The organism is Vibrio sp. Y29_XK_CS5 (assembly GCF_024181835.1).
Taxonomy (GTDB): domain Bacteria; phylum Pseudomonadota; class Gammaproteobacteria; order Enterobacterales; family Vibrionaceae; genus Vibrio; species Vibrio harveyi.
In genome coordinates this window covers 1,205,770-1,223,393 of the sequence record NZ_JAMZAM010000001.1, presented here as the reverse complement: position 1 = coordinate 1,223,393, position 17,624 = coordinate 1,205,770, and the positions used below count along the sequence as shown (strand labels likewise).

13 protein-coding genes are annotated in these 17,624 nt (G+C 43.5%); 9 read left to right on the top strand and 4 right to left on the bottom strand.

The window, feature by feature from the left end; translation table 11 throughout:
• Position 1 precedes the first annotated feature (1 nt).
• The 3 genes from NL647_RS05445 (at position 2) to NL647_RS05435 (ending at position 4,230) form a co-directional block, all read left to right on the top strand.
• Positions 2-988, top strand: a complete 987-nt coding sequence (locus NL647_RS05445; RefSeq protein WP_253649790.1) for a GTP-binding protein — start codon at positions 2-4, stop codon at positions 986-988.
• A gap of 164 nt (positions 989-1,152) precedes the next feature.
• Positions 1,153-2,772: a sensor domain-containing diguanylate cyclase gene (locus NL647_RS05440; RefSeq protein WP_009696016.1), complete on the top strand. Its 1,620-nt coding sequence runs from the start codon at positions 1,153-1,155 to the stop codon at positions 2,770-2,772.
• A gap of 165 nt (positions 2,773-2,937) precedes the next feature.
• A complete protein-coding gene (locus NL647_RS05435; RefSeq protein WP_009696017.1) occupies positions 2,938-4,230 on the top strand; it encodes a DEAD/DEAH box helicase in 1,293 nt (430 codons plus the stop codon).
• A 105-nt stretch (positions 4,231-4,335) separates the two neighbouring features.
• Here NL647_RS05435 and NL647_RS05430 read toward each other — a convergent pair whose 3' ends face one another.
• From NL647_RS05430 to NL647_RS05420, 3 genes are all read right to left on the bottom strand, one after another.
• Positions 4,336-7,452: a polymer-forming cytoskeletal protein gene (locus tag NL647_RS05430; RefSeq protein ID WP_253649789.1), complete on the bottom strand. Its 3,117-nt coding sequence runs from the start codon at positions 7,450-7,452 to the stop codon at positions 4,336-4,338.
• A 324-nt stretch (positions 7,453-7,776) separates the two neighbouring features.
• Positions 7,777-8,616, bottom strand: coding sequence for an arginase (locus tag NL647_RS05425; protein ID WP_009696019.1), 840 nt, complete (start codon positions 8,614-8,616; stop codon positions 7,777-7,779).
• A gap of 6 nt (positions 8,617-8,622) precedes the next feature.
• The gene (locus NL647_RS05420) at positions 8,623-9,357 is read right to left on the bottom strand and encodes an IclR family transcriptional regulator (RefSeq protein WP_005452217.1); all 735 of its coding nucleotides are present in this window, start codon (positions 9,355-9,357) and stop codon (positions 8,623-8,625) included.
• 449 nt (positions 9,358-9,806) lie between these two features.
• Between NL647_RS05420 and NL647_RS05415 the strand changes: the two genes are divergently transcribed.
• A complete protein-coding gene (locus tag NL647_RS05415) occupies positions 9,807-11,276 on the top strand; it encodes an EAL domain-containing protein (RefSeq protein ID WP_009696021.1) in 1,470 nt (489 codons plus the stop codon).
• Positions 11,277-11,281: 5 nt separating this feature from the next.
• On the opposite strand, the gene modF is transcribed toward NL647_RS05415, so the two are convergent.
• Positions 11,282-12,730: a molybdate ABC transporter ATP-binding protein ModF gene (modF, locus tag NL647_RS05410; RefSeq protein ID WP_253649788.1), complete on the bottom strand. Its 1,449-nt coding sequence runs from the start codon at positions 12,728-12,730 to the stop codon at positions 11,282-11,284.
• A gap of 366 nt (positions 12,731-13,096) precedes the next feature.
• On the opposite strand from modF, the gene NL647_RS05405 reads away from it, so the two are divergent.
• The 5 genes from NL647_RS05405 to NL647_RS05385 all read left to right on the top strand — a co-directional run bounded on the left by NL647_RS05405 (position 13,097) and on the right by NL647_RS05385 (position 17,523).
• Positions 13,097-14,008, top strand: a complete 912-nt coding sequence (locus NL647_RS05405; RefSeq protein WP_253649787.1) for a DMT family transporter — start codon at positions 13,097-13,099, stop codon at positions 14,006-14,008.
• A gap of 111 nt (positions 14,009-14,119) precedes the next feature.
• Positions 14,120-14,617, top strand: coding sequence for a thiol peroxidase (gene tpx / locus NL647_RS05400; protein WP_050940421.1), 498 nt, complete (start codon positions 14,120-14,122; stop codon positions 14,615-14,617).
• Between the two features lies 1 nt (position 14,618).
• A complete protein-coding gene (locus tag NL647_RS05395) occupies positions 14,619-15,227 on the top strand; it encodes a peroxiredoxin (RefSeq protein WP_253649786.1) in 609 nt (202 codons plus the stop codon).
• A gap of 419 nt (positions 15,228-15,646) precedes the next feature.
• Positions 15,647-16,342 (top strand): response regulator transcription factor, encoded by a 696-nt coding sequence (locus tag NL647_RS05390; RefSeq protein WP_253649785.1) that lies wholly within the window; start codon positions 15,647-15,649, stop codon positions 16,340-16,342.
• Positions 16,339-17,523 (top strand): sensor histidine kinase KdpD, encoded by a 1,185-nt coding sequence (locus NL647_RS05385; RefSeq protein WP_253649784.1) that lies wholly within the window; start codon positions 16,339-16,341, stop codon positions 17,521-17,523. The genes NL647_RS05390 and NL647_RS05385 overlap by 4 nt, the downstream gene beginning before the upstream one ends.
• Positions 17,524-17,624 lie beyond the last annotated feature (101 nt).

Here is a 17,624-nt window from a genome sequence, read left to right as displayed (position 1 = left end):
CATGTCAAATCGAGTACCTACCAACATACTGACGGGATTTCTTGGCGTCGGTAAAACCACGACTATTCTGAACTTATTGAAAAACAAACCAGAAAACGAAAACTGGGCAGTGTTAGTGAATGAGTTCGGCGAGATTGGTATCGATGGCGCGATGATGACTGACCAGGGCGCAATGATCAAAGAAGTTCCTGGTGGCTGTATGTGTTGTACGGCTGGTGTGCCGATGTCTGTTGGTATTACGGCATTGTTACGCCAAAAACCTGATCGTCTTCTTATTGAACCAACGGGCTTGGGGCATCCAAAGCAAGTCATTGCAACGCTGACTTCTGATCAGTACCTGCCGTATGTTGATTTAAAAGCAACCATCGCGCTGGTGGACCCTCGTAACCTCAGCGTTGAGAAGTACCTATCAAATAAGAACTTCGTCGATCAGCTAGATAGCGCGGATGTGGTTATTGGCAGCAAAGTTGATCTGTGTACCAGCCATGACATTGATGTTTTCAACGACTGGGTGACGGACCAATCGCCTTCAAAAGTGTTCAGCAAACTGATTCATGATGGTGATCTTCCTATTGAAGTGTTGGATATTGAACGCGTGTACGGTAGTGCTTCTTCTCATATCGAAGCTCATCATCATGATCACGCGCATCAAGAGCCACAATTTCAGTTGCCTCCTGGCGAAGCGTTCATCCGTAAAGAAAACAAAGGACAGGGCTATTACAGCTGTGGCTGGTTGTTTGGTGCCGAATACCACTTTAATTTTGATCAATTGTTCTCCATGTTATCGGATCTGACAGCAGAACGTGTTAAAGCGGTTGTTAACACAGACCAAGGTTGTTTCGCGTTTAACGTGGCAAATGGCGTGGTGTCGGTAAACCAAATGAGCCTAGAAGGTTTCGAATCTCGTCTTGAGGTGATCGACTCACAACTAATGCCATGGGACCAGCTCGAAGCGATTCTACTTAAGCTTTGTGGCATCGATAACTGAGCGTTAAGTGCTCAAAATTAAGACCTGAGTATCGACTAGGGTCTTTTTCGATAGAATCTTGTTATTGAGACGATAGAAATTTATTATCGCCGTTGCTCTATATATATGCGACGCGTATCACTATAATCGCCGGTTTTCTCGCGCTATAAGAAACCGGAGATCTCTTGAATCCTACCTTTACCCTCTCGGAACTGAAGTTCTTTTGTTTACGCTTTGTCGCGATTTTCTTTTTGTTAGTTGCCGTATTTGGCGCCATCATTCATTACGACAAATCAGCATCGGAAGAAGCGGCAAAAAGCAATATTCGTGTGCAGCAACAAGCGCTATTAAAAGGCAAGAAACAGTACATTGAGTGGGTGATGGGGTCTGTAGTGAGAGAGACGGCTCTGTTGGCGGATATCATGGCAGCGAGACGAGTTTACGAAACCCTTGAGCTTCCTTCTGAACAAGCGCAACGTGCTGAATTGTCTCGCTTGAATTCGATTCTAGAGGCTGTGAGTCAACGTAAAGAAGTGTATGACCAGCTCCGCTATCTTGATATGCAGGGTAATGAAGTTATCCGAATCAACTTTAATGGTGGTCATTCTGAAGTCGTACCTAAGAAAGAATTACAGAATAAAGCGAAACGCTACTACTTTTCAAAAGCCCTTAAACTTGGATGCCGTAAAATCTATGTATCTCCTCTGGACCTAAATATAGAACACGGACAGATCGAAGTTCCTCTCAAACCAATGATTCGCTTGGCGACGCCCGTATTTGATAAGCAGGGAAACAAGCGAGGGATCGTGGTGGTTAACTACTTAGCCAAGTACTTGATGGAAGGTATGGCGTTGTTCAATCTCGACATGGGTACTAACTACATGCTTTTGAATAAAGACGGCTATTTCCTTTTTAACAAGCAAAACCGAGACGCAGAATTTGCGTTTATGTATTCCGATAGGCAGCAAGAGACCGTCTATAATGCTTACCCTGAATTAGCTGCTCAAATCAAGCAAACGCAATCCGGTCAGATTGAGACTGAACATGGCATCATGACCATAGAGTCTGTTGGCGCTGTGGACAGAATTAACCCCTATTGTTTCCAGAATTACCATGTGAGCGAAAACAGCTCAACAGCATGGAAGTTGGTGTCTTATGTTGATTTCGCGAAACGCAAAGAGATCAGTAGTGGCATTTACGAGCGTCAATGGTTGATGCAAGTGGGTATGGTTTTGGCTGTCGCTCTGGCGTATTTTATCGCTCGATTCCAGCTACGTGCTTTCTCCGATAATCAACGCATTCATTACCTTGCACACCACGATAGCTTAACAGGATTAGTGAACCGCGCTGCGTTTCAAGAACAAGCGACGCTAACCCTAGCGCGTTGTTTTAAAGAGGGCAAAAAGGCGTGTTTGATCTATCTCGATTTGGATGGCTTTAAGTTCATTAATGATGAATATGGGCATGCTGCAGGGGACAAAACACTGGTTCACATTGCATCGGTAATGCGTCGTGTATTCGGTTCTAGAGCGTTGCTCGCTCGCTTAGGTGGCGATGAGTTCGCCATCCTTTTGAGCAATACCGAACATATGGAAAACCCTGAGCATTACGCGGCGTCTCTTATTCATTTAATTCAAGACCCAATCGAAGTGGTAGAGGGCAAGTTCCATCAAGTGACCAGTTCAATAGGTGGCTGCTATTCCTGCGAGCCGGAATGCACGTTTGATGACCTCATGCACCAAGCCGATATGGCGATGTATGAAGCGAAGAAATCGGGGAAAAATCGTTATTTCTTCATTCAGTAAACGAAAGTTGGGCATAAAATAAAGAGTACCGAATCGAAACTCGCGTGATTCCATGAGTTTTTACGTGAACGCATGAGAAAAGTGAGATAAATCACTCGAATTCGGGTATAGTGCACCGCTAAAATTTTTAAAGCTATTTAGTGATTTGTTTAAGGAATACGCTCAATGTCATTTTCATCTCAAGGTTTTGCGCCAGAAGTGGTAAAAGCACTGGCAGAATGCGGTTATGAGAAGTTAACGCCAATTCAACAGAAGGCGATTCCAATGGCTCGTAAAGGTCATGATATTTTTGCCACTGCACAGACGGGTACGGGCAAAACTGCCGCGTTCTCGCTACCTATGATTCAACAGTTGTTGGAATCTGGTCGTAGTGCATCTCGTAAAACGGCACGTGCGCTTATCATGGCTCCAACTCGCGAGCTAGCAGAGCAAATCGCAGATAACATTAAAGCGTACACTAAGTATACTGAGCTATCGGTTGCTGCGATCTTTGGTGGTCGCAAGATGTCTTCTCAAATTTCTGCACTAGAGCGCGGTGTCGACATTTTGGTGGCGACGCCAGGTCGTCTTGAAGAGCACATCGAACAAGGTAATGTGTCAGTAGCGAACATCGAGTTTCTTGTGTTTGATGAGGCAGACCGTATCTTGGACATGGGCTTTATCCATGCGGTACGTAAGATCATGCTGGATGTGGATACTGACCCACAAATCATGATGTTCTCAGCAACGACGTCTAGTCAGCTAAACCTATTGGCGAGAGACATTCTGCGCAAGCCAAAACGTATCGAAGTAGAGCGTGCGAACACGACTGCACAGACGGTTGCGCACGTCCTTTACCCAGTGGATCAAGAACGTAAAACAGAACTGCTTTCTGAGTTAATTGGTCGTAAAAACTGGAAGCAAGTATTGGTGTTCGTGAACTACAAAGAAACAGCGAACGATGTAGTAAAAGAGCTTAAGCTTGATGGCATTAAAGCGGTTGTTTGTCATGGTGACCGTGCGCAAAGTGCTCGTCGTCGTGCGCTAGAAGAATTCAAAACGGGCAAAGCTCGTGTAATGGTCGCAACGGATGTTGCAGCGCGTGGTTTGGATATTGAAGATCTACCACACGTTGTGAACTACGATATGCCATTCCTAGCGGAAGATTACGTTCATCGCATCGGTCGTACAGGTCGTGCTGGTAAGCAAGGTCACGCCGTTTCGTTTGTTAACCGCGAAGAAGAGCTAACGGTAGTACAGGTTGAAAACCTTATTCAACAGCGTATTCGCCGTATCGAACTTGCAGGTTACGAACCAAAACAACGTGAAACGTACATTGAGAAGCTAAACTCAAAACCAGCTTTCAAGAACCGCCAAGGTCGTCGTAACAACCCGAACCAATCGGCAACAGACCAAGGTTCAGCTGAACGTCGCCTAGCAATGGTAAAACGTTTGAAAGCACGTCGCTCTTCGAACTAACTTCAGAATATAAAAAACGCCCCTCATGACGAGGGGCGTTTTTGTTTGTGTTTATATTCACGATGCCTAACCATCACCTCGGTGATTTGGGGAAATACAAACGGTTTAATTCATACCAATGAAGTTCGGTTCTCCGCGGTAGATAATGCGGTCATTCCCTCTATGAATCCCGAAGGTGACCACAGTGGGTGGGTTGTCTTCGGCTTTGCTCTTCTTATCCCAATTGTATTTAAGCCAAGGTAAGTTGTTTCCCTTGTCGCTTAAGTCTAAGTGGAATCGAACTTGCTCTCGCGCGGAATCGACTTGGCTGGCTACGATATCGTAGGTTCTGCCTGCCAGCATGGTGCCTTCACCAGATAACTTAGTGTTGTCAGGAGCAGAGTTGGACCAAATTGGTGTGCGTGAATGATGCTGTCCATTTGCCGTGGTCGCGCTGTCGTCAAAGTGGGTAACAAAGCGTCCGTTGTGCCAAACTTCGACATCCAGTGGGACTTTTATGGTCATGCCTTGGTTGCCCCCGACATCTTTAAAGTTGAGTCTACCAAAGCGAATATCTGGCTGCTCTTTCAGAATATGAGTGCCGTCAATGAAGTGAATTTCGTCGACTGGCTTGATGAAAGCCAAACCTATTTTTGTCTTGGTTGTTGTATTGTCTTTTACTTTGTTGAATGGTCCGTCTGGATAGCGTCCATCGGTTTCATCTTTCTTCCAGCAAGGACTGTTCTCACAAGTCGCATGGTTCGCTGGTTTAACAATAGTGAAAGTTCCAACGCTTGCTCCTGCCTCTAGGTTCCATACTGCGCTGTTTGCTGCTGGTGGAATAAATCGGTTCGTATAGTCACTGAGTTCCCCAAGGTAAAAACTCTCGCGCAAAGCGGGATTAAAATGCACGTAGTTTTCGATGTTTTTCTCCTTGGCGTTAAGGGCCACAACATCATAGGTAACTTGCTCAAATGGCTGGTTCATATAGATGAAGTCTTGCTTCTCAGGGTATTGCCATTCTGCATCTTTTGCCTCGAAGTATTTGGCATAGAAGCGACCGATATTTCGGTAGCCTGTGTTCACTGTCATTCCCAGATAGGTAGTATCGAGCTGCGCTTTAATTTTTAAGCTGCCGACTTCGTCCCAAACTAGCTGAGAGAAGTAATAGCGTGAGTTTTCACTCTCGGTATGGCTCAGTTTTAGGGTATTTGAACTGCGCAGTAAGGTATGAGTCTGCTCGGCAGTTGCCTTTGGTGTTTGCTGTGAACTGGTAAGGACGATGCTGGCCGCAGGAGCATCCTCCATCATAAAGTTACTCGTTACTCTGGCGTTACAGTAATTCGAGGTATTTACTTCATCCGTATGCAGCGCTTTGTTTTGCCAAACGATGGGTTTTACTGAAAGAGAAAAGTAGTCTCCCGCCGCGATGAAACCCTCTCCACTTTCTGATGTACCTGAGGCAAGTGGGGTAGAGCCGTCACAGATAGCCAAAGTCCAAGGACGAGAACTAACGTTGAAATGCCCTGTGACTGGGACTGAGCCACTACTTGGACAGTCTTTATAATCAGCGCATTGAAAACTATCCGATAATTCGACTCTAAATTGCCCTGATTCATAGGTTTTCAACTTCGACTCTTCTGATTCACCATTCTTAAAGTCGTTTAAAAGCTTAAAATCACCGAACTTGCCACTTTTAGGTTGTGTAATTGTTGGATTAACTGTGGGTGACCCATTGTAATTGGAAGCGATAACGGGTTGATCTCCAGAGGTACACGCGAGCAATCTCATGTGTACATCTTTCTCCTTACCCGCAATGACTTTGATATCATCCAGAGACTCCCCAGACATGACCGAGTAAGCTTCAAACATGAAAGGCGTAAACATGAACTTTACGTCTTGAGTTTTGTTAGTGTCGTCGAGCAGAGAGAAGGTTAGGCTATAGCTTGCATCCAGTGCAATTGAGTCTATGTCTTTCGGGATGACCTTAATGATCAGTGTTCCTTCATCGTTTGAAATAAAGGTGTTTTCGTCAACTTCGGTTTTGCCTTCGACCATTTGCAGCGAAAACAATTTTGGATCAGATAACGCAGCGACAACTTTTGCACTCGCAGCTTCCCCTTTGTTTGTTGTTTTTACGGTAAAAACCGGTAAATCGTCACCGCACATTAATGCCATATCATCTGTCGGTGAGACGATAAGGTCATAATCGTCATCAGTTGGTGGTGTAATATCGCAGATTGGTATCTCTTCTGGTATCGGACACAACTTTGATACTTGGTTGCTGTATGTACAATCTGCATCGTCAAAGCCGCAGTAGTTTGCAGGAACCGTATCAATCGCAACTGCAGAGTAAACAAAGCCACATATTGAGGTATCTTGCAGCGTGGCTTTTTGAAATGAGTTTATTGCTAATTTAGGTGCGTAAACGTTACTTATGGCATCGATGGTGACTTTGTTACCTTTAACGCTATTGGTTAGGTTGTTGGTACCAAAGATATCGATATTCTTAAAGTCGACTGTTGCAAATGCACTCGTATTGCCAACAATTTGGCTTCGACCGCCTTCTGAAAAGATGTGTTGACCTTCTGAGTTTAAATCTCCGCAGACTTTTGCTTGAACTAGCTTGATATTGCCGACGCTCTTCAGGTTGCCATTGACCACGCTGTCTTTCGCCAATAGAGATGTGTCTAACATGTTCGAGCTCGAAGAACCGGCATAGACGTCACCATCTACCTGAGTTTGTTCAAGTTCTACCTTTCGATGAGCATAAATGTCGCCAAACACAAAGTTGGATTGTCCTTTGATTAAAATACTGCCACCGGCACTTTCGACATGACCAAAAACAATCGTATCTTTGATAGAAAGCAGACCATGCGAGGTTAAATTACCGACTATCTTGCTTGGTTCTCCGGTATTTTCGACGATGATCTCAAAGTCCCCACCTTCGGTCTTGATATTAATGGGCGTTGCTTCAGAGCCAATATTGTTTTTCCCTTTGAGCTCAACATTGCCGTGAGCAACGATCGTTGCAGTTTGAGGGGTAGGATTTGAGTTGGTGATGTGAGCACCTTCAGGGATGCTAATGGAACTAGAGCAGGTGTAGAGGTTCCCTTGCACTTTGAATCCATCACCCACACAAATTTCGTTCAACGTTGGAATATCGGCAAGATCATAAACTTTTGCCTCAGCCATCGTGGGTAAGAGTAATGCTGTACTTAAAATGCTAATAAAGCGCATCATCAAGTGTCCTAAATTTAGTGGAACTTAATGGCACCAAGCGAGAGTGAGCAATGGACTCACAGAGAATGATTCAACGACTTGTATTATTTTTTATTTAACGCTTACTTATTGAACTGTGGTTATTTTTTATTTCGCATGTTGTTCCAAGTTCATATGATGAGTATTAAAACTTGAATGTGATCTTAGTTCAAGATGTGGAGCTGAACTGTGTCGCACTTTTGACGTAATAAATTGTTAAAAAATAATAAGAAAGGGTGATTTTTGTACGAAGTGCAGCAGAGCCAACGAATGGTCATTGGCTCTCAGCTTCAGTAGGCAAAGATATTAGGCTGCGTGATCAATTAAAGGTGCCATTTGGTACAGCTCTTCAAGGATCGCTTTGGTTTGTTTTGAGTATACAAGTCTATCTCGATCGCCGACTAACTGAATGGCTTTTACTTTGCCAGATACCAAGCACAAACGAATGGTGCGTAACACCATTTGAATATCGAGAGCTGGTGTTCCATCAAGGCTGTTTTTGGTCAGTAGTGATGCCAAATCAATCGAGACAATCACTTGATTGCAGTGATCTAAGTAGTTACCCATTTGTTGTTTTAGATGGTTGCGGTGACGAAAGCAGAACTCTCGGTCGGTTACCCAGTCACAGCCTTGGTCTTCTGCGTATTCCCATACTTCTTGTTTGGTATCTTGCTCACTAGAGCCTGCAAAGAACAATCGCACGTTTTGGTAACGGGATAACGCAAAATGGAACGCAGACCCAACACGAGGCTCAAGTGTTGGGTTTAAATTCATTTTATGACCAATGTGAATAATGCCCACTTCGTCATCATCACAAACGACAACGGGCAGCATAGATAGCACTGCTTCTGTGCAATTGGACAACACAACGGGAACGGAATGACGAGAAAGAGATAAGCTCAGTGCTTCTTGAAAATCACCAGTCTCGATTTGATGATGGGAAAAGTGCCCAAGGTTGGCTGCTGAGCCTTGATCATGTTGCTGATATAGCCAATCGCTGGCATTTTCTAAGCTTTGATCAGCTAATTCAAACGTTCCGCGGCTCATCGGGGCTAAATGTTCACATACCGTCATAAATGAAAAAGGGTAGTGATGAATTGGCTTGTCAGCTCGATGAAATTTGTAACGTTTGAAAAAGCTCAACATGATGAATTACCTTTCTGGCGGCAACGCCCTCGCTGCCTGCAACACATGCAAAATGATACGCTGCTTATCCTTTTCGACTCGGTGAGCCGGGGCCATGACCGAGACGGCGCCAATCAATTTACTTCCTTTCATGACTGGTGCACTGATGCCAGAGACACCAGGATCGATTTCTGATGTACTGACAGCGTATCCGTTCTTACGAATGGTGCTGAGTTCCTGTTCCCACTCGTTGAGACGATGATCTTGACCAAAGTGGCGTAAGATCTTTTCACAACGACTTTGAGGCATGAAAGCCAGCATCACCTTAGATGAGGCGCCACGAAGCAATGGTTGACTTTGACCCTGGACGTAGCTGCATCGAAGCGCCTGCATACTCTCTTTTTGTCTGACACAAAGCGCACGATAACCAGATGGCACCATATAAGCTGCCATTTCGCCGGTTTGCTGAACCAAACGAGCAAGGATGGTTTCTACCATGTCCAAACCGTGTTGAGCGGTCTCATAGCTGTGCATTAACAGCAAGGCGGCAGGACCAACCACAAATGTTTTGTCGTGCACGCTTTCCTCTATCAAGTTCCACTCTTTGAGGAGCTTTAAGTGTCTATAAAGACTGCTTAAAGGCACATTCAGTTGTTCACTGAGTGTTTTCGCAGAGACTGGGAATGGACTAACTGCGACTTGCATTAGCAATTGCAGCGCCTTTTCGTTGACTTGGTTAGCGTTGGCTTTGTTTGTCGTCATGAGTGTGTTGTAACGTGATAATGAGTATGCAACAACTATAATTCTTAGTTGCTGAGAAAAGGAAAATAATTAGAAGTGGATATTCTCATACAGTGAGAAAATGGCATATTAATATTTTAGAGGTAAATTGGCAGCCCTCGTTTGATGGTTACTGTTCTTTAGAGATAGCGAAAGCCAACCAGATTTTGAGTGACCAACCAAACGCAAATTTTATGTGAATTCCTCTTCACGCATCGTACCTGAGTAAAGAAACCTGATAACCTCTGTCTCGCAAATGAGCCACATATCAATAAGTTATTGTTATATTTGCCACTTTGAGTCTTGTTAACCATACTCAATCAGTGGAATTGCTTTCAGTGGGGTGAATGAAACGTTGTTTCTAACTTGCTGATAAATGAAGAGTAATCGTTTGATATTACTAATTCTGATTGAAAAAAGGCATCTTTTTGATGATAAATAAAGAGCTTTTGAAAAAAGCCGTTATCTACATGCTCCCGCTGCCATTGATTGTTGCGGAGGTGTTTTATTTAGCAAACCAAAGCATTCAGAGAAACCTCGATCATATATTGGATAAAAATGTCCAAGTGGCGGACGAGATCCTCTCTCAGATCAAGACCGAAAATAGGACGGCACTGATTAACCCTGAGCGTTGTGAAGCCCTGCAACAGAACCTGATGTTCGAACGTGACATTGATGAAATGCTCATTGTGAAGGGGGATCAAATAGTGTGCTCGTCAAAACAAGGCGCGATGTCTCGACCTTTGACCGATTACACGCATATTTATAGCAACGGGCAATTGTCTTTCGGTCATCTTAAAGGTTACGAAGAACAGGTTCTTTTTCTGATCACCAAAAGTGAAAAGCGTCCGGAATATAAAGCGATTACTGTCGTTGATCGCGATTATTTTGGCGTCACTGTTGGTTATCGTAACGATGTACGTCTGAAGCGGTCTGCGATGTTTGTTGGCGGAGCGTCGGCACCTAAAAACGCTTCAAAGCACGGACAGAATGCGGTGTCATTAGCCCATTCAAACGAGTTTAATTACGACGCACTGATAGAGGCGAGTGATATCTATGTCGATCAAAAACTGCTTTCCTACGCAATCTCTGCGGTACCTATTTTGTTGGTGTTCTACTTACTCATTGTCGTTATTCATCGTTTTGTTGACCCACAACGTAGTCTGGTTTCCGAACTAAGAAAGGCATTAAAACGCCAAGATCTTTTGCTTTATTACCAACCACAATATGACGCGACAACAGGGCATGCATTTGGTTATGAAGCGTTGATTCGTTGGCCTCACAAATTAAGAGGCTTTATATCACCCGATGAGTTCATTCCTGCGGCAGAAAGCAATGGGTTAGTCGAATCGCTGACCGATTACGTTCTCGAAAAAGTGTCGAACGATTTCTCTAAAGTTAAGTTTGAAACGCCAATTCATTTGGGAGTGAATGTGCCTCCTGGATACCTCGTTGGTTCTCAGGTAATAAGAAAGATCGAGAATATTCATCGCAAGCTCAAAACAAACAATGTCGAATTGAGTATAGAAATCACTGAAAGGCAGTTGATTGATGACAGTGCGAGAAAACACATTGCTGCGCTGCGAGTGCATGGTATACCAGTCCTGATAGATGATTTTGGTACTGGTCAGACAGCCTTAGCAGTCCTTCAGCATATGAAGGTAGACTATTTAAAAATAGATAAGTGTTTTATTGATACTATTGGCATCGATAGCGTGAACTCGACAGTGCTCAACGCTATCGTAAGGCTTGCGGGTGATCTGAACGTAGATCTTATTGCTGAAGGGGTAGAAACAGAGGAACAAGCTGCCCACTTAAGATCGCTGGGCGTAACCCTTCATCAAGGGTACTTGTATGCCAAACCACTCCCTTACGCAGAAGTGGTCGGCAATGCGAAGTAGGCGTCTTATTCGATGTGCCCTTTGTAACATTGAGCCGTTTGATCAAACTTAAACTCAAGATAATTCTGAATGCTGTCTAAGCCATCTTCTTGATAATGGGAAACGTAGAGAAGCTGGCTTAGGTGCTCTTTGGCGATCAGCTCTAAGGTGTTCTTTACTAGCACTCGTCCTAAGTAGTCCAGACCTTGGTAGGGTTCGTCCAAAATCAGCAGGGTAGGCTGTTTTACAATCGCTCTAGCAATCAAAAGTAAGCGTTGTTGTCCGTATTCCAATTGTTTAAACGACGTTTTCTCATACTGCGTCATGTGGAGAATCGTTAGCCATTCTTTGGCTATGCTGATTTCTTTTTTACTTGGTTGTGAATAAAGACCTATTGAGTCATAGAAGCCGGACAGAATCACCTCCAAGGCACTGCAGTTGACTCGGTACTGAAGATGTAACGCCGAAGAAACCATGCCAATGTGTTGTTTGATTTCCCAAATAGTTTCTCCGGTGCCACGCTTCTTACCAAAGATATGGATATCGTTGCTATAGCATTGCGGATGGTCGCCAAATATCAGCCCTAACAACGTGCTTTTACCGCAGCCATTTGGTCCCTTTACTTGCCAATGCTGACCTTTATCTATACGCCAGTTTAAGTCAGTAAAAATGGTCTTTTCGGTGTATTCCACCTTACCGTTTTTTAGCTCGAAGATTGGGTTATCGAAGTGCGTTGAATGCTGGTGTTGGCGAACCAACGTCATCATCTCTTCGCTTTGCTTCTCGGACTGGGATTTTATTTGCGCGATGATAGGGTGCTGATCCCAACTTTGTTTGTCCATGGTGCTGTCAAGTTTGCCACCGCTGAACAGCGCAATGCGTTCTATCCAGTCAGGCATGTCAGATTCACGGGAGAAGGTAATCAGCATTTGTACTGATTGAGACAATGTTTGAAGATAAGCCGCTAGTGAAGCTCGGTGCGCGACGTCTAAACCAGTGAATGGGTTATCTAACAACACCAAGTCAGGCTTTGCTGCAAGCGCTCTAGCAAGCATTACGCGTCGTGTTTCACCCGTTGAAAGCACTCGAAATCCGCTTTCAGTTAAATGAGATAGGTCGAGGTCTTCAATGAGTGCTCGAGTTAAGTTGTCATCTTGGCTGATCTCAAAAATCAATCGATAAACTGAACTACCTTGGTCAATACGATCAAGAAAGTCTGTATCGTCTTTTTCGATCTCTAACTCCAACAACCTTTGCTGTTCAGAAAGAGATACTTGCGCGATATGGTAACCTTCGAGCTTCAATTCGCCAGTTTCTGGCTTGATTTCTCCGCAGAGTAGGTCGCCAAGCATTGAGCCAATATCGCCTTCAGAGCTAAAAATTCCCCAAGATTGTCCGGCGTCAATCTGCCAATCGTCGATAGAGAGAGTAGAAGTGTTTTCCTTTGCAGTAAGCTGATGAAATTGAATCGGCATTGTGTCTTTCTTCCATGATTTATTGTCGTTTTGTTTGTTATACCAAGCTTACTCTTTCTAATGCCAATGTTTTGCTACGAGAAAAGCCCGTTTATTGGGGGAAATGTGACCTCAAAAGTAGATGCGTATTATTAGTCTTGTTGAGTATTGAGGCTGACAATTCCTTACCCGCACTTACACACCCCGGATTGAATGTTAAAAATGTTATCACTATGGTGACCCTCATTCGGAACTTGGAAGCCAACGTGGACGCTAATGTGCTCCTCAAACCTGACAGTTCTGATAAACGTTACCTAAGTTCTCCTAGATAGGCGGCGATATTTAGTGACGAAAATTTCTTTTCAAGTTTATATAACGAGTTTCAAGATGTTCAAAAACAAATTAACAATATTATTGTTTTTTTCGGTTTGCATAATTTGGGGTACGACCTGGTTTGCTATGGAAGTAGCCGTATCGACGATCCCTCCTTTATTTGCGACGGGAATGCGCTTTCTTATTGCTTGCCCCATTCTAATTTTCTTGGCTAGGCTATTAAACCAACCATTGTTATTTCCAAGAGGTAAAGAACACTGGGTTATTGTGGTCTCTGTTTTTTATTTTGCTATCCCATTTACCTTAATGATTGCGGGCGAGATGTTTATCTCCTCTGGTTTAGCTTCTATTATCTTTGCCAACATGCCTATTGCGGTCATGATGACATCAATGATATTTCTTGGGCTTCGCTTAGCAGCGCATCAGATATTTGGTGTATTTGCAGCAGTTGTGAGTTTGTGTGTGATTTTGTCGAATGAACTTGCTATCGGAGGAGAGACAATCATTCTTGGTTCCGTTGCGCTGATCACTGCGGTACTGATTCATGCAGTGATGTATGTGGTGGTGCAAAACTATTGTGCTGATATCCAAGTCATTACTTACAACGCCACACCAAGTTTTATTGCTGCGCTGCTGCTTTTAATCAGCTCATTCCTGTTTGAAAAGCCAAATACCTTGGTGTTTTCTACCCAATCTATGTTGGCTGTTGGCTACCTTGGCGTGTTTGCAAGTGTCGGTGGTATTGTGGCTTACTTTAAACTAGGTAAAGTATCTTCTCCTTTCGTCGCTTCACTGTGTTTTCTAATATTTCCTTTAGTAGCCCTTTCTATCAACGCTCATATGACCGGTAAAGTAATATCGGACCATTCTTTATTCATGTTAATTCCATTGCTCATTGGTGTTCTATTAACCAAGTTGGAATTAAAGGGTCGTGCCCTAAACCCACAGATTCAATCTAATAGTTAGTCTATCACTTACATTTGCTTAGTTTAATTTGTTTTAAGCGAGAGTATTATTTCTCCGCGATAAAAATATCGCTCACATAATTAAAATTATTAAATACGTAAAGAGGAAATCATGTCGGTAACTTTTCAAGGAAATCCAGTTCGTATCACAGGCTCTTTCCCGCAAGTCGGTCAGAAAGCGCCTAGCTTTACTTTATGCTCAGCAGAACTTAACGATTTTCCGTTAGAAAGCTTAAGCGGTAAAAAAGTTGTACTCAATATTTTCCCGAGTATTGATACACCAGTATGTGCGACTAGTGTTCGTACTTTTAACCAGAAGTTAGCGAAAAAGGAAATTGAGATTCTTAACATCTCAGCGGATTTACCTTTTGCAACAGGGCGTTTTTGTGGTGCAGAAGGCATCGATATTGCGCAAACTGCTTCTTTCTTCCGCTCCCCTTCGTTCACTCAGAGCTACGGCGTGAACATTAGCGAAGGTGCCCTTAAAGGCTTGGCATCTCGTGCGGTTGTCGTCATTGATGAGTCGGGAGTCGTACTTTATAGCGAGTTGGTTAAAGAAATCACTGAGGAACCAAACTACGACGCAGTGATGAAGGCTTTGGGGTACTAAGATGAAATTGGCTACATTATTACTTACCGCTTTAGCTTCTGGTTCCGCGTTGGCTCAATTTATGACAAGCACTGACCACGCAAAGTTGGGGGCAGGCGAGATTGTCACACTCGAGAAAGAGAACACATTCAACCTGATTGGTGAGTCAGTAAAAGTTGGGCAATATATGCCTTCTGCTACTTTACTGACGTCAGAACTGAATTCATACGATACCAGTGCTAAATCTGACAAAGTTAAGATTTATAGCGTGCTTGCTTCTGTCGATACACCAGTTTGCGTTCAACAAGCAATAGAGTTGTCAAAATACATCTCTGCGCACCAAAGTGAGCTTCAGGGTATTGAGTTTTATGCAGTGAGTGCAGATACGCCTTTTGCTCAGCAACGCTTTATCAAAGCCCATTCTCTTAAGAATGCTACTTACCTTTCAGACGCGGCTGAGCATGAGTTTGGTTTAAAAACGAGCTCTCAAATTAAAGAGCTAGGTTTGCTAACCCGAAGCATTGTAGTCACGGATAAAGACAATAAAATATTATTCGTACAACGCGTTCCTGAACTAACGACCATTCCAGATCTAGAAGCAGCGATCAACATCGCGAAACAACACATCTAGTTTTTACTCTTCTGTTGGTTACTTGGCAAAGGAATGCCAAGTTTCTTTAAAACTCTCAAATTAATTTTTCTGTTAATTCAGCATCTTCTCTCAATATCGAGCGCTTTTTCGTCGTGTGCTTACATTCGCTTAAAGAAAGTGAAACCTCACCTCTATACACTGCGCGGCAACCGCTGTTAGTCAATACAAGTAACAAATATGGCTTATACCCAAGCTACCTTGAGATGCTAGGTTCAGCGAGAATGACTTGGTTTGTAGACGCGGCAGTGATTCAAAGGTTTAGTGAGCCTAAATCAAGAATCGGCAATAAAGTATCCAAGCCAATACTCTGAATCCTCATCTTGAAGTCACGTAGGTATATATACTTTAAGTCATGACTTTTGAGTTTTAACCGAACGATAAATTTGGAGAACCATTCCATGCCAAACGTCATTATCGTAGAAGATGATCAGCAGTTGAGAGACATGCTGTGTTACTTTCTTTCTACTGTAGAGGGCTATGAGGTCAGTTGCCTTACGTCTGGTGAGAATGCCGTAGAACACATTGTGGAATTAAATCCTGAGTTAGTGTTACTCGATATTCAACTCCCTCATACGTCGGGGCTTTGCGTACTCAAGTCGTTGAGAGAGCAGGGGCATCACTACCCAGTGATTATGATGACTGCCAATGACAATGAAATCACAGAAACCAATGCTTTAGCACTCGGGGCGAATGATTACATTACCAAACCCATACGCACTAATGCTTTGCGAGAGCGAATCAAAAGACAAATCACGCTAGCGAGGCACTATTCTCACGAGGTGCCAAGTATCGATGAACGCCCTTTTATACTTGAAAGAAAGGCAACATGTTTGCTCTACGAGCAGGTAAAGATTCCTTTAACACCTTCAGAGTTTGAGCTGTTAGAAATTCTGTCTAAAAAGAGCAGACCGATTCCAGTACATGAATTATTTGAACAAATTCATGGCTTTTCTTATCACTGTGAAGATCGTTCGGTCTACATGCGAATTTCTTCTATCCGCAAAAAGCTAGCGTCGTTTCTTCCAGATATAGACTTGGTTAAAAACCGCCGCACGAAAGGTTTCTATTTGAACTATCCGGTTGTTGTAAGATGAAAACTTTTATCCTACAAATCTTTGCATCACTGCTGTTGGGGTATGCAGTTAGTGCAGGTCTGTCTAAACTGTTTATTCAAGATTACAAAAATGCATTAGAAGAGGCGTTTAACTTTCATCGTGTGGAGTTGGTTCTGAATGGTTTTGAGTCTCGTCTTCCCTTGGAAGAACAGAAAGATGCGATTTGGTTGTTTCAATGTGATGTCGCGACTGGTGAGCTACAACGCGTAGATGAAGATGAATATTCGCTGACGAGAAAATATCAAGATCGCCATATTCGAGCGACCTTTAATAGTACCGCGTATCAGAATGATCCCATCATCAAAAAGCTGATGTGGGTTGAGTTGGCTGAAGACTTGATTCAGATTCTATGCACTTTACTGGTACTGGTTGTTTCACTGAGAACATGGACGAATGGCATTCAGTCTCTCCAGTATCTATCGAGTCGTTATGCCAAAGGTGATTTTAAGGCAAGAACCGATGTCGTTGGTCCGGAGGCGATCAAAACGCTTATCAATAATCAACATCAGATGGCACAAGCTATCGACTCGTTGATGACAAGGCAAAAAATGATCTTTGCCGCTCTGCCTCATGATATACGAACTCCACTTTCTGCTATTCAACTTACGAGCGACATGATGGAAGAGGGAGGTGTGGACAATACCTTCTTGGTGAATCGTTTAGGGGCTCAGGTAAACAGCCTAAATACTCTGTGTGAATCGAGCTTACACCTACTTAAAATCTTGAACAAAGAAGTCCCTTTACAACGAGAGTTCATCAGTTTTCAAGCTATTTTAGATCTTGCGTTAGAGGCTCAGGGATGTGAGCGACAAATCAAACGTGTGAACACACAGCAACTTGTATTTACCGACAAGAGGGTGCTTAAAGTATTGCTACTCAACATTCTCTCGAACGCGAGTCGTTACAGTCATTCTGAAATCGAAGTTGTATTTATGGCTTATCCAAACGTTGACGTTGTAAAGATCAGTGATGATGGCGATGGTTTTGAACCAGCCACGATTGAGGCTTTCAATAGTGGCAAGGTTAACGACGTTTCACCCAAAGATGGCTTTGGTATTGGTATGTTACTTATTTACGAGCTAGCGAATTACCTGAATGGGCGAGTTCTACTCTCTAACACCGCCGCAGGCGGGCAAGTCATATTGATCATGAATCGCTGAATCGCAGGGAGTCTCAAATCTCTTCCCTAGCTGTCACACGGCAAATGTGACGGAGTTCGGGGACGCCTAGTTTGGGTTTGCATTTAAGGAGGGATTTGGGC